General features: G+C 53.6%; 11 protein-coding genes. 6 read left to right on the forward strand and 5 right to left on the reverse strand.

What is annotated here, in order from left to right; genetic code table 11:
- The first annotated feature begins 184 nt into the window (after positions 1-184).
- Complete coding sequence (locus tag KP22_RS18940) at positions 185-1,141, forward strand: AEC family transporter (RefSeq protein ID WP_012821968.1); 957 nt, start codon at positions 185-187, stop codon at positions 1,139-1,141.
- A gap of 252 nt (positions 1,142-1,393) precedes the next feature.
- On the opposite strand, the gene KP22_RS18945 is transcribed toward KP22_RS18940, so the two are convergent.
- Positions 1,394-1,690 (reverse strand): hypothetical protein, encoded by a 297-nt coding sequence (locus tag KP22_RS18945; RefSeq protein WP_039307868.1) that lies wholly within the window; start codon positions 1,688-1,690, stop codon positions 1,394-1,396.
- A 311-nt stretch (positions 1,691-2,001) separates the two neighbouring features.
- Between KP22_RS18945 and KP22_RS18950 the strand changes: the two genes are divergently transcribed.
- Positions 2,002-2,466 (forward strand): tRNA (cytidine(34)-2'-O)-methyltransferase, encoded by a 465-nt coding sequence (locus KP22_RS18950; protein ID WP_039325796.1) that lies wholly within the window; start codon positions 2,002-2,004, stop codon positions 2,464-2,466.
- A 20-nt stretch (positions 2,467-2,486) separates the two neighbouring features.
- Here the strand turns inward: KP22_RS18950 and KP22_RS18955 are convergent, their stop codons facing one another.
- The 4 genes from KP22_RS18955 to cpxR all read right to left on the reverse strand — a co-directional run bounded on the left by KP22_RS18955 (position 2,487) and on the right by cpxR (position 7,664).
- Positions 2,487-3,296 (reverse strand): DUF3142 domain-containing protein, encoded by an 810-nt coding sequence (locus tag KP22_RS18955; protein WP_039325798.1) that lies wholly within the window; start codon positions 3,294-3,296, stop codon positions 2,487-2,489.
- A complete protein-coding gene (locus tag KP22_RS18960; protein WP_039325799.1) occupies positions 3,266-5,434 on the reverse strand; it encodes a PA5441 family protein in 2,169 nt (722 codons plus the stop codon). Before KP22_RS18960 ends, KP22_RS18955 begins: the two co-directional genes overlap by 31 nt.
- Before the next feature lie 164 nt (positions 5,435-5,598).
- Entirely contained in the window at positions 5,599-6,969 is a 1,371-nt protein-coding gene (gene cpxA, locus KP22_RS18965) for an envelope stress sensor histidine kinase CpxA (RefSeq protein ID WP_039307855.1), read from the reverse strand.
- Positions 6,966-7,664, reverse strand: a complete 699-nt coding sequence (gene cpxR / locus KP22_RS18970) for an envelope stress response regulator transcription factor CpxR (protein ID WP_010281574.1) — start codon at positions 7,662-7,664, stop codon at positions 6,966-6,968. The genes cpxA and cpxR overlap by 4 nt, the downstream gene beginning before the upstream one ends.
- A gap of 153 nt (positions 7,665-7,817) precedes the next feature.
- On the opposite strand from cpxR, the gene cpxP reads away from it, so the two are divergent.
- The 4 genes from cpxP to pfkA all read left to right on the forward strand — a co-directional run bounded on the left by cpxP (position 7,818) and on the right by pfkA (position 12,021).
- Positions 7,818-8,327 carry a cell-envelope stress modulator CpxP gene (cpxP, locus tag KP22_RS18975; RefSeq protein ID WP_039307852.1) on the forward strand — a complete coding sequence of 170 codons (510 nt, stop codon included), beginning with the start codon at positions 7,818-7,820 and terminating at the stop codon, positions 8,325-8,327.
- 391 nt (positions 8,328-8,718) lie between these two features.
- Complete coding sequence (locus tag KP22_RS18980) at positions 8,719-9,906, forward strand: sugar transporter (protein ID WP_039307849.1); 1,188 nt, start codon at positions 8,719-8,721, stop codon at positions 9,904-9,906.
- A 43-nt stretch (positions 9,907-9,949) separates the two neighbouring features.
- Positions 9,950-10,852: a CDF family cation-efflux transporter FieF gene (gene fieF / locus KP22_RS18985; RefSeq protein ID WP_039307847.1), complete on the forward strand. Its 903-nt coding sequence runs from the start codon at positions 9,950-9,952 to the stop codon at positions 10,850-10,852.
- A 206-nt stretch (positions 10,853-11,058) separates the two neighbouring features.
- On the forward strand, positions 11,059-12,021 hold the full coding sequence (gene pfkA, locus KP22_RS18990; RefSeq protein WP_039307844.1) for a 6-phosphofructokinase: 963 nt from the start codon (positions 11,059-11,061) through the stop codon (positions 12,019-12,021).
- The last annotated feature ends 246 nt before the right edge of the window (positions 12,022-12,267 follow it).

A 12,267-nucleotide genomic window follows, 5' to 3' on the forward strand; every position in this document is an offset into this window, starting at 1 on the left:
TATACCCGTCATACTTCAAGCTGCTTGTGCGTTGGCTGCCTTTGCTCACCCCAGTCACTTACCTGAGTAAGCTCCTGGGGATTCTCGCAGTTGCCGCCTTCACGCAACTCGAATTATTTAGGGTATATCTCCGTAATAACGGATCCCCTTTCTGACTCGGTGCCGGTAATAAGGAAGTGGCTTCATGCCTGCATTTATTGTTTCGCTTTGGCACCAGATTTTTCTGTCGTTACCTCTCTTCGTTCTTATCGCGCTCGGCTATAGCCTGATTCGCTACGGTAAATGGCCGACCACCGTGACCGATGGCATGACGCGCTTTGTCTTCTCTGTGGCAATGCCCGCGATGCTGTTCCGCCTGATGTCGGATTTCTCCAAACGCCCGGTGGTGGATGCCCGGCTGCTGATCGCTTTTTTCGGCGGCTGCCTGCTGGTGTTTGTTCTTGGCCGTATTGTGGCGCGTAAAGTTTTTCATCTCGACGGTGTCTCCGGTTCGCTTTTCGCACTAAGCGGCATCTTCTCCAACAACGTGATGCTGGGACTGCCGATTGCCACACTAATGCTGGGTGAAGAGGCAATTCCGTCCGTCGCGCTGGTCGTGGTGTTTAACGGACTTATTCTGTGGACGTTGGTAACGGTGTCGGTGGAATGGGCGCGTAATGGGGCGCTGTCGCTACAGGGCTTTACCAAAACCGCACTAGGCGTGCTGAAGAACCCGCTGATTATCGGCATCTTGTCCGGTACGGTATTCAGCCTGACGGGCTTACCGTTGCCGTCGTATGTCGATCAGCCGCTTGCCATGCTGGGGCAGATTGCCGCGCCGCTGTCGCTGGTGGCGCTGGGAATGGGGCTGGCGGAATACCGCGTGCGCGACGGCTGGCAGATCAGCACCGCGATTTGCACGATCAAACTGCTGGTTCAGCCGCTGGTGATCTGGGGGATTGCCGTCGCGCTTGGCCTGCCGGAAATGGAGACGCGTGCGGTCGTGCTGCTTGGGTCGATGGCGGTGGGCGTTAACGTTTATCTGATGTCGCGCCAGTTCGATGTACTGGGCGGCCCGGTGGCATCGAGCCTGTTGCTATCAACGGCGATGGCGGCATTAACCACGCCGTTGATTCTGACGCTGATGGGTGTGCGGCTATAGCCATCCACGCTTGGCTGAGGAAGCCTGTGGTTAGGCACTCTGTTAGTGTTATGTAATGTTTCGTGCGCGTTTGCTCTCGTGGTTTTCTGCAACCGTTGTCGCATGCGCCCGACACGGTGCGGCTCAATCGCCGCCGCCCCGTGACCCCCGGCTTTTCGCGGCGTCCATGCCGCTCATCCGGCGGTCACGCCCACCTCAGCGTAATTCTTTACGCGCGTAAGATAATAAAAATCAAAAGAGCAGACCCGTTGATCAGGGGTTCTGTTTAATCGGCGGCGGTGGTGTGGTTCTCTGTGAGCGCTGTAAATCCTTCTGTAGCTGCTGCTGGCGCTGTTGTTGCAACTGCTGATTGCGCTGCTGGAGCTGCTGATTCAATTGCTGTTGCTGCAATTTCTGGCTCTGCTGCATATTCTGCTGCAACTGTTTCTGGCTGCTGATGCCGTTCTCAAACTGCTGCTGAGGTGTGGGCGCTTGCGGCGTGTTAGCGCTTGCCAGAAGCGGCAGGCCGAGCAGCACAGCACAGGCCAATAATGTCTTAGGGTGTTTCATTAAACCTCCACACAAGCCTTCGGCCTGTCGATAAGCCATTTGTGAAACGCAAACAGCGATAATGAGATAGAAGAGTAAAGCGTTTGCGCCATGGATGGCGCAATCCGAGCGTACAGGGATGTATTCACAGCGTCTTTACGATCTATCCATTATCGCTGCTCGAACGCCTTTTTCCGTAAGATCAAGTGTAATCGCTGTGGATGAAAACGTCGTGCAGAGTAATCCGCAATCCTGCGTGCACAGGTTTTGGGTTGCCCTGTGGGAATGCGTTATACTGCGGCGGAATTTTTCTTCGTGGTTGACGCTATCTCATGTTCCATATCGCGCTCTATGAGCCTAAAATTGCACCGAACACCGGCAATATTATCCGATTGTCTGCCAACAACGGCTGTACGCTTCATTTAATTGAACCGCTAGGGTTTGATTTTGAAGAGAAGAAACTGCGCCGCGCAGGACTGGATTACCATGACCTAGCGAACGTCAGCCGTCATAAAAACTATCAGGATTTTCTGGCCGCGGTTCCCGGAAAACGTATCTTCGCCTGTACGACTAAAGGCAGCCGTCCCTACGATCAGCCGACCTACCAGCCGGGCGATGTGTTGCTGTTTGGATCGGAAACGTCAGGGCTACCAGACGAGATTCGCAACGGCTTCGAGTCAGATTTTCGTATCCGCATTCCAATGCAGTCCGACAGCCGCAGCCTGAATCTGTCCAATGCGGTAGCGATCATCAGCTATGAAGCCTGGCGGCAAAATGGTTTTGGTGGCTGCCTGTAGTTAGCTGTAGTTACATGTAGCTACTCTGTTCTACTGCTGCGCGATGGTGATTTCTTCGATAGCGGATTCACCAAAAATACCACTTCTCCGCGATAATACGGTGAAGTGGCAAGGCGTTGTTGCCACTGTTGCTCCCACTTGCCGTTTTGTACCAGCCCCACCCGGAAAGGCAGAGTCAGCTTCATCAGCGCGGGCAGGTACTCGGCGTAGTGGGTAATGGTGCTGCGCCCCTGATAGGTCTGCACCACCACTTCATCCAACTTACCCTGTAAGCGGTTCAGCGCAGAGACATCACCGGTTTTCGACCAGTCGAGCAAACCCGTGATACTGAGCTGACAATCTTCGGGTAAACGCTTGCGCAACTGTGTCAGAAATGCGACATAGCCTGCCAGTTGATAACTTTTCGCGTCAAAATCGATCTGGATTCCGACAACTTGATTGCCGTGGCGCCGCCACTTTTCCCGTAACTTTAGTATCCGGTTCAGGTGACGATCGGAAAGCTCCAGCGTGGTCATACGGAAAGCCAGCCAGACGCGGTTAACGCGCAGCTGGCTGGGCGGAATCCCCTGACGCAGGAAAACGACTTTGCCCTGACGGCGGGCGATTTCTCCCTGATGCAGATACAGCGTCTGTGCCTGATGCAGAATCGGCTGTGGTCGCACCGCTGCCCACAGCCAGAAATCCTGATAGCGTGTCGCATCGACGATGGTGGGGGCCGTGTTGATGGCTGAAAGTGCAACGTTAACGGAAGCGGCCTGCGTACAGAACGAGAGCAGGCCAGCCAAGGCAATTAACGGCGTTACCAGTAATAATCGAGCTTTTCTGCCCACTCGCTGCCTTTGTACTTGGTTTTCAGTTGGGTAAACCAGGCTTTACGCGTTGCCTTGCTGATTTCCTGTGGGCCACAGTCGTTATAGCCGCTTGGCGCATAGCAGTAGACCGCGCGATACAGGGCGTAAGTCTTGTCTTCCGGCGGCGCTTTTGGATCGGCTATCACCCGTACATAACCATCCAGACGATTATATTCAGTGCCCGCGAACTGGGTAGGTGCATTGGTGAGTCCGCTCAGCATAGTGCTTTCACCCCAGTCGAAATCCACGCTGTTATTGGTGCGGAGGAAAAACTCGCCGAGGCAGTTAATCGCGCGGGCATCATTAGGACGCTGGTTCAGCGTCGTGACCACGTCTCCCAGCGCTGGACACTGGTAGCCTTCCTCGGTGTCGCTGCCGTCCCAGTCAAATGCCGTCAAATCTTCCTGATTCCAACTCTGGTTTTCGCTGCTGACCAGCGGCGTGATGTCTTTTCTCAACTTAACATCTTTGAGATAGCTGGCGTAATCACCGTGGGTCAGTGATTTAGTTAATAGCGTATGTAGCGCGATAGCCCGTTCTTCATGGGTTTGCTGTGAGCCAGTTTGCTGACGGAGCAGATCGGCGTTAGCGCTGGTTTTCAGCACCGCAGAACGAAAACGCAGATTCTTCACCGGGCTGTCAGCGGTAAAGATGCGCTCCGGGTGTCCCGCTTTGACCAACGTTTCCGCCAGTGCCAGCTGTAGGAACTGATTTTGGCTATATCCCATATTGTGCGTTAACAACTGACGCCAGTGCGCTTCAGCCTCATCCCAACGCTCCAGACGTACCAGCGCTCGACCGCGTAATACTTGCAGGCTGAAACGCACGGTATCTGTCAGATCGTTCGCCTGTGTCGCGGGAACGCTGTTAACCACGGCGGTGTAATCTTTTTGACCATAAAACAGCTGCGCTGCCTGAAGGTAGCTGAACGCTTCCTGCATGTTGTCCTGCTCGAACAGCGGCTTCTGCGCGGTCAGCTCATCAGTGGATAATGCGGGTAATACCATCCATCCTTCATCTGAACGCAAGCGTTTGAGATCTTGCACCATCGTCAACGGCGCACTGCCCGGTGCACTGGTGAACTGCCGATTTTCCAGCAGCTTGTTGTCGATCTCATCGCTCAACTCAAGGAGGGTTTCGACGTCGGAGGTATTGTCCAACTCGTGTTGGTACGTTTTCGCTAAGGCATTCACATCGTCCATTATCCAGTAAGCGCGGCGGTATAACCCGTTAGCGGATTCGATGTATTGCCCGTCTGGATACTGTTTCAGATAGTCGCCAATCTGCTGAACGGCCAGTTGTGCGGCGGCTTTATCGGCTTTGCTGGCATCGAACATGTTGTATTCATCTAGCGCGTTTTCCATGGCTTTATTGATTGCCACACGAATCAACATATAGCGTGAGGTTTCCGCGACCCACGGCTGCGGTGAAGACGTTAACGCCTGAAATCCGCTTTCTGCCTCATCGAAGTGGCCCTGATAAAACGCCAGAACTGTGACCAGATATTGCTTGAGTGCGCCAGCATGCCCCTCATCCGGCAAACTGGTGAGGCCGGCTACCAGCGCCTCTTTTGCATAAAGCGCGTTGAGGAGATTCACACGCTGATGTGCCAGCAGCGTGCGCTGCTCATCAGTGAGCTGTGTATCAGCCAGCAATACGTCAAAAAATGCTTCCAGCGTGGAGAGATCATTGGAAATATGCCGTCCTTCGTTATCGTCAGCCGAAAACGTGGAAATAGTGCCCTGAACGGGTAAAGGAAGATTGAGTCGCTTTGCTTTGTTGAGCGTTGAAAGGTAAGGCGCATCTGCTGTGACATCTTCCCCCGACGGCAAAACCGCTTCCGTGGCCGCAATCCCCATGACTCTGTAGGCCGTGAAAGGGTCGATACGTGAACGCGTTTGATCGGGTAAAGGGTGGGGTAACGGAAGCGACATGTTATGAAGGCGACTTTGCAGCAGCATCAGATTAGCACGCGTGTCGTTGCCCGGCTGCAAATAGGGTAGGGCGGATACGCCACATTCTGAGTCGGAAAAGCCGCAAACTCCATCGCTGGAACTGAATGCCTGACTGCTCATTAACGCGCTCAGTACGCCAGCCAGCAGCGCTACTCCTTTCATGGTTAGTATCCTTCATTCAACACGGGTCTTGCCTGTTTTCGGCATGAGTGGGATCACTCTACGCAATCGCGTAAAAAACTCAATGCTGGGGAGATAAGCATAATGTGACAGGTGCCCGTGCGGGCACCTGAGAGGATGTTGCGGTAGGAACGATTTTGCCTGATTTATCGCTGATGCAACGGCAGCCAGATGATTAAGCGTAACCCGCCTAGTGGGCTGTCCTCCGCTTTTACCCAGCCTTTGTGCTGCATAATGGCGGTTTCCACGATGGCAAGCCCTAAACCGCTTCCGCCAGATGCGCGGTCACGTGCTTCATCCGTACGGTAGAAGGGGCGGAAAATCTGTTCACGATCTTCCGGGCTAACGCCGGGGCCATCGTCATCCACTTTGATGGTGATGCCCTGATTATCCACTGAGAAGGCCACTTCGATGTGGTTGTGGGAATAGCGTAGCGCGTTGCGCACGATATTTTCTAACGCACTGTCGAGCGAGGCAGGGTTGCCAAAGAGTGTCCACGGTCCCGGAGGATAGGGCACTTCCAGCGTTTTGCCCATCTGCTCGGCTTCAAAGGCGGCATCGTCCAGCACATCGCCCCACAGTTCATCGGCACGCAGGAACTCACGGGTCAGTTCGTTCTTGTGTTGATTACGTGAGAGTACCAGCAGATCGTTAATCATGCTGTCGAGCCGCTGCGTTTCCATCTCAATGCGGTTCAGCTCATTGCCTTCACCTTGACGCCGACGCAGCAGCGCCGTCGCCAACTGTAAGCGTGTCAGCGGCGTGCGCAGCTCGTGAGAGATATCCGACAGCAGCCGTTGCTGTGCGGTAACCATTCGCTCCAGCGCGCTAACCATCTGGTTAAAGCTGACGCCCGTCGCCAGAAACTCCTGCGGGCCGGACTCTAACTCAGGATGCTGACGTAAGTTGCCTTTGGCGACTTCGTCGGCAGCGTGTTTGAGCTTACGTGCGGGTTTCGCCAGGCTCCAGGCGAGCCAAAGCAACAGCGGTGAACTGATCAGCATCGTGAAGATCAGCAGCAGCAAAGGGCGGTCAAACAGCAGACTAATAAAATCGGACTGCGGACTGCTGGCAGGACGAATCAAGTAAAGCTGGTAGTTGTCATCACCATCGCGGATTGCAAAGGGACCGAGAAGCTCAATGCGGCCATAATTCTTCTTTTGCGGATGGTCGGCGTTATCTGACAGCCCGATAAAATTACGCACGATCGGGGTTTCGTGCTTCTCTGCGCCGAAAATACGACCTTCGCTGGTGACCAGGAAAAGACGTTGCCCCGGCGGAGCCCACTTTTCCAGCACCCAAAACAGCCGCAACCACCAGCGCAGATCGTTGGCTGGTGTGTTGGCGAGGTCTGCTTCAATGTGCTGTTCCAGCATGATGCCCTGCCGCTGCTCATTTTCCAGCAGGGCGGTAAGCTGGCGCGAGTCCAGCTTGGGCACCATCAGTACCAGCATGAGTACCAGCGCCAGCGTTAACCAAAAAATGGCAAAGATACGGGCGGTCAAACTATTGATCATGCAGCCGATACCATCAAATAGCCTCGTCCACGCAGCGTTTTAAACCAGGGTAAGCCATCCTTACGTTCTGGCAATTTACGCCGCAGGTTCGAGATATGCATATCGATCGCACGGTCAAACGGCGTCAGTCGTTTCCCCAGCACTTCCTGACTTAAATGTTCGCGCGAAACCACCTGTCCCAGCCGCTGTGCCAGCAGATAGAGCAGCGTGAACTCCGTGCCCGTCAAATCCAGCACGATATCGTCAAAGCTGGCTTCCTGCCGTCCGGGGTTCAGACGCAGGCCGTCGACTTCCAGCGTCGGCGCGCTGTTATCGCCTGCCTGCTGTTGATCGGTCCAGTTGGAACGGCGAAGAATCGCGCGAATCCGCGCCACCAGTTCTCTGTCGTTAAAAGGCTTCGGCAGATAATCATCTGCACCCAGTTCCAGACCAAGAACGCGGTCCAGTTCACTGCCGCGGGCGGTCAACATGATGACCGGTGTTTGATGCTGCTGTCGTAGTTCTTTTAATGTATCGATACCGTTTTTCTTCGGCATCATCACATCCAGTAATAACAGGTCAATGGTGTTATCTAATACCTGTAGGGCTTGCTCGCCGTCGTAGGCGACAACGACGTTAAAACCTTCCATTTCGAGCAACTCTTTCAATAAAGCAGTCAGCTCTCTATCGTCATCAACCAGCAGAATTTTATTCATGTTTTCTCTACCTCCAAGGGCAAAATACGACATAGATTAGCGCTATTCCATGACTTTACGTAGTTTTACATCCTCTGACGCATGTTTGCAGCAAGATGCGTAGACTCATGCTCATTGATTCACAAAATGACGTACCGCTCTGGAGAGTTATTGATGCAACAGTTCGCAACCTTATCTCTTGCTTCACTGCTTATGTTAGGCACTTTTACCGCCTTTGCAGCAGAAAGTGGAGACGCCCCGGCGAGCGGCTGGCATATCGATGATTCCGCCACAAAAGGGGCACCCGGCCAGCAAGGTATGTTCGATGGCGTGAGGCTGACAGAGCAACAGCGTCAGCAGATGCGTGATTTGATGCACCAGAGTCGTCAGGACAAACCGGCGTTTAATGCCGAAGATGTTAAAGCCATGCACAAGCTGGTGACGGCAGAAACGTTTGATGAAGCGGCGGTGCGAGCGCAGATAACCCGAATGATGGGTGTGCAAATTGAGCGTCAGATTCAGATGACCCGAGTGCGCAACCAAATGTACAACCTGCTGACGCCAGCGCAGAAAGAGATCTTAGAGCTGAAGCATAAGCAACGCATGAAAGAGATGCAGCAGCAGATATCCATGTTTAACCAGATGGCCGCGCCATCATCAGGTACAGCAAGTCATCCCGAGTAGTCGCGTGAGTGTAGTAAGTTGTAACGTAGTGCAGTCCGAGTAGTAATGTGTAGTAGGTACACACCCTGTTTTTCCTTGCCATAGACACCATCCCTGTCTTTTTGCCCTCCATGATGGAGGGCTTTTTTTTGCCTAAAATTCGGCACGAAAAAAGACAGCGTAAGGGAGTGGTAACGCGTAGAATATGACCATCAAAAATGATGCTCATGAATGTTCCCTGACCTGTCTTCAGACTTTTGGCGACATCTTCATAAAAGCACGCTGAAACACCGTTGGCCGCTCGCCGTTACATGGCGATGTCATACTTTCCCTGTACTATTGCTTCACCGCGTGAGTCTCTGCCTGACAGCGGGCGGCGCATTCTTTTATTTTAACTTTTGATGTCAATACCATGACCCGTTCTCCCCGTTCGACCGCCTGGTTACGCGTCGTCAGCCTTTCTCTGGCGGCATTCATTTTTAACACCGCTGAGTTTGCCCCTGTTGCGCTACTGTCAGACATTGCCGCCAGTTTTTCCATGAGCGCCGCGCAGGTTGGGCTGATCATTACGATTTATGCCTGGGTGGTTGGGCTGATGTCGCTGCCCTGCATGCTGCTGTCCAGCGATATGGAACGGCGCAGCCTGCTGATCAAAATCTTTATCCTGTTCGCCATCAGTAATGTGTTGTCCGGTCTGGCCTGGAATTATTGGGTACTGGTCATGGCTCGTATCGGTGTGGCGCTGTCTCATGCGGTATTCTGGTCGATTACGGCATCGTTGGTGGTACGTCTGGCGCCTGCGGATAAAAAAGCGCAGGCGTTGAGCCTGCTGGCGACCGGAACGGCGCTGGCTCTGGTACTGGGGTTACCGTTAGGGCGTGTCGTCGGGCAGTATCTGGGTTGGCGCGTGACGTTTGTCCTTATTGGCCTGATCGCTGCGGTGATTATGCTAGGCCTGATAAAGCTCCTGCCCGTGTTGCCGAGCAGTAACTCTGGTTCATTGAAGAGCCTGCCTCTACTGCTTAAACGTCCGGCTTTACTGTGCGTGTACGGCCTGACCGTCATGATCGTAACGGCGCATTTTACCGCCTACAGTTACATCGAGCCGTTTATTCAGAAAGTCGCATTGCTGAGTGAAAACTTCACGACCATCCTGCTATTAATTTTTGGCGGTGCTGGAATCATTGGCAGCATGTTGTTTAGCCGCTACAGCAGCACGTATCCGGCGGGCTTCCTGATTGTGTCGTTCGCGTTTCTGGCGGTGTGTTTGCTGTTATTGCTGCCCTTGTCGTTCAGCGCTTGGAGCCTGTCGACGCTGTGTATCGTCTGGGGGATCGCCATTATGGCGCTGAGTCTGGGCATGCAGGTCAAAGTATTAACGCTGGCATCGGATGCAACCGACGTGGCGATGGCACTCTATTCGGGGATTTATAATATCGGGATCGGCGGCGGCGCGCTGCTTGGTAATCAGGTGATTGTTCATCTGGGACTGCCTGATATCGGCTACATTGGCTCTGCGATGGCAATACTGGCGACGGTGTGCTGTATTTTTACGTTTGTTCGCTATTCCCGTGTGTTAAAAACATCATTAACGAACTGAATACGGGCAGCGACCCAGACGATCTGTTTTCTGTGAGGGCATGATGAATCCACACTATGCGCGTCTGGTGACGCTGGCGGCGGTGAGTGCAACGACCGTTGCGCTGGTGCTGTTTGTGATGAAAGTGCTTGCCTGGTGGCATACCGGTTCGGTCAGCCTGTTGGCATCGCTGGTTGATTCGCTGGTGGATATCGCCGCATCATTGGTGAACCTGCTGGTGGTGCGCTATTCGTTGCAGCCAGCAGATACTGAACATGCGTTCGGCCACGGTAAGGCAGAATCGCTAGCTGCGCTGGCGCAGAGCATGTTTATTTCCGGTTCGGCGCTGTTCCTGATCCTAACGGGGCTACAACATTCGCTGGAGCCACAGACGCTGCACGCGCCGGAAGTCGGCATGTGGGTGACACTCATTGCGCTGGTGGCTACGCTGCTGCTGGTGTCGTTCCAACGCTGGGTGGTCAAGCGCACGCACAGTCAGGCGGTACGGGCGGATATGCTGCATTATCAGTCTGACCTGTTGATGAATGGAGCCATTCTGGTAGCGTTGGCGCTCAGTTGGAGAGGCATTACGCACGCCGATTCCCTCTTTGCGTTGGGTATTGGCGGCTATATTTTATATAGCGCACTGCGTATGGGGTACGACGCCGTGCAGTCGCTGCTGGATCGTGCGCTGCCGGATGACGAGCATCGCGCTATTACTGAGGTGATTGTGAACTGGCCGGATATTCGCGGCGCACATGCGTTGCGCACCCGACGTTCAGGACAGACGCGCTTTATTCAGCTGCATCTGGAAATGGATGACGCTCTGCCGCTGGTTGAGGCGCATCAAATCGCCGATGAACTGGAACAGGCCTTACGTAAACAATTTCCAGGGGCTGATATTATTATCCATCAGGATCCGGTTTCCGCTGTACCGGAAAATCAGCGTGGGAGGTTGACGGCGTAGCTGGTGGTGTTTTCAGCATTTATGTTAAAAACGTGATTGGTCATGAAAATTTATACACAATTTAGCCTGACCTGAATCAATTCAGCTTCGGGTGTTTGTTATAATATGCTAATAAAAGAATAAGGCGTTGCTGCCTGTGTAACGGCGGCGGTGAATTTACGATAGAAGAATCCTGCAAAATTACATCTACAGGTCCAGAGGTTGTCATGATTAGAAGAATCGGAGTGTTGACGAGCGGTGGCGATGCACCAGGTATGAATGCGGCAATTCGTGGTGTGGTTCGTGCTGCATTGTCGGAAGGGCTGGAAGTCTACGGCATTTATGATGGCTATCAGGGCTTGTACGAAGATCGCATGGAGCAGTTGGATCGCTACAGCGTATCGGATGTGATTAACCGGGGCGGTACGTTTCTTGGTTCCGCGCGCTTCCCACAGTTCCGTGATGAAGCCGTGCGTCAGGTCTGCGTGGAAAACATGAAGAGACGCGGTCTGGATGCGCTGGTGGTTATCGGCGGTGATGGTTCTTATATGGGTGCCAAACGTCTGACGGAAATGGGCTTTCCCTGTATCGGGTTGCCGGGCACGATCGATAACGACGTGGCGGGTACAGACTACACCATCGGTTACTTCACCGCGCTGGAAACCGTGCTGGAAGCGATTGACCGCCTGCGCGATACCTCCTCTTCCCACCAGCGTATTTCCATTGTTGAAGTCATGGGACGCCACTGTGGTGACCTGACGCTGGCGGCAGCGATTGCTGGCGGCTGTGAGTTTATCGTCCTGCCGGAAGTGCCGTTCAGCCCGGAAGATCTGGTTAGCGAAATCAAAGCGGGCATCGAGAAAGGTAAAAAGCACGCGATTGTGGCAATCACCGAGCTGGTATGCGACGTCGATGAGCTGGCGAAATATATTGAGCAAGAAACGGGACGTGAGACCCGTGCGACTGTACTCGGTCACATTCAGCGCGGCGGTTCGCCGGTCGCGTATGACCGTATTCTGGCTTCCCGCATGGGTGCCTATTCGATTGAGCTGCTACAGCAAGGCTACGGTGGCCGCTGTGTCGGTATCCAGAATGAAAAAATGGTGCACCACGACATCGTGGACGCCATCGAGAACATGAAGCGTCCTTTCAAAGGCGACTGGTTAGAGACGGCGAAAAAGCTGTTCTGATCTAGGAAAGCCTGGGGTCACGGGGCGAGCGGCGTTTGAGCCGTCCCGTGTCGGGCGCGTGCTACGAGGTAGCATAAAAATAACGTCATTATCGCGCACGAAACTATTCCCCAAGTTACATAAAACATATGATCAAGAGACAGCACTAAGTGGAGATGCTATCTCCGTTGCTTCCCCCATTACATCAACCGCCTTAGATATATAACTAGTGAGCATATAAACACCGGTTTTATTATTTTTTCTGCG

Source organism: Pectobacterium betavasculorum, assembly GCF_000749845.1.
Lineage (GTDB): Bacteria > Pseudomonadota > Gammaproteobacteria > Enterobacterales > Enterobacteriaceae > Pectobacterium > Pectobacterium betavasculorum.

Bases quoted from the DNA above. Each gene is read 5' to 3' on its own strand.
- KP22_RS18940 (WP_012821968.1), top strand. From the start codon at position 185: ATGCCTGCATTTATTGTTTCGCTTTGGCACCAGATTTTTCTGTCGTTA.
- KP22_RS18945 (WP_039307868.1), bottom strand. From the start codon at position 1,690: ATGAAACACCCTAAGACATTATTGGCCTGTGCTGTGCTGCTCGGCCTG.
- KP22_RS18950 (WP_039325796.1), top strand. From the start codon at position 2,002: ATGTTCCATATCGCGCTCTATGAGCCTAAAATTGCACCGAACACCGGC.
- KP22_RS18960 (WP_039325799.1), bottom strand. From the start codon at position 5,434: ATGAAAGGAGTAGCGCTGCTGGCTGGCGTACTGAGCGCGTTAATGAGC.
- cpxA (WP_039307855.1), bottom strand. From the start codon at position 6,969: ATGATCAATAGTTTGACCGCCCGTATCTTTGCCATTTTTTGGTTAACG.
- cpxR (WP_010281574.1), bottom strand. From the start codon at position 7,664: ATGAATAAAATTCTGCTGGTTGATGACGATAGAGAGCTGACTGCTTTA.
- cpxP (WP_039307852.1), top strand. From the start codon at position 7,818: ATGCAACAGTTCGCAACCTTATCTCTTGCTTCACTGCTTATGTTAGGC.
- KP22_RS18980 (WP_039307849.1), top strand. From the start codon at position 8,719: ATGACCCGTTCTCCCCGTTCGACCGCCTGGTTACGCGTCGTCAGCCTT.
- fieF (WP_039307847.1), top strand. From the start codon at position 9,950: ATGAATCCACACTATGCGCGTCTGGTGACGCTGGCGGCGGTGAGTGCA.
- pfkA (WP_039307844.1), top strand. From the start codon at position 11,059: ATGATTAGAAGAATCGGAGTGTTGACGAGCGGTGGCGATGCACCAGGT.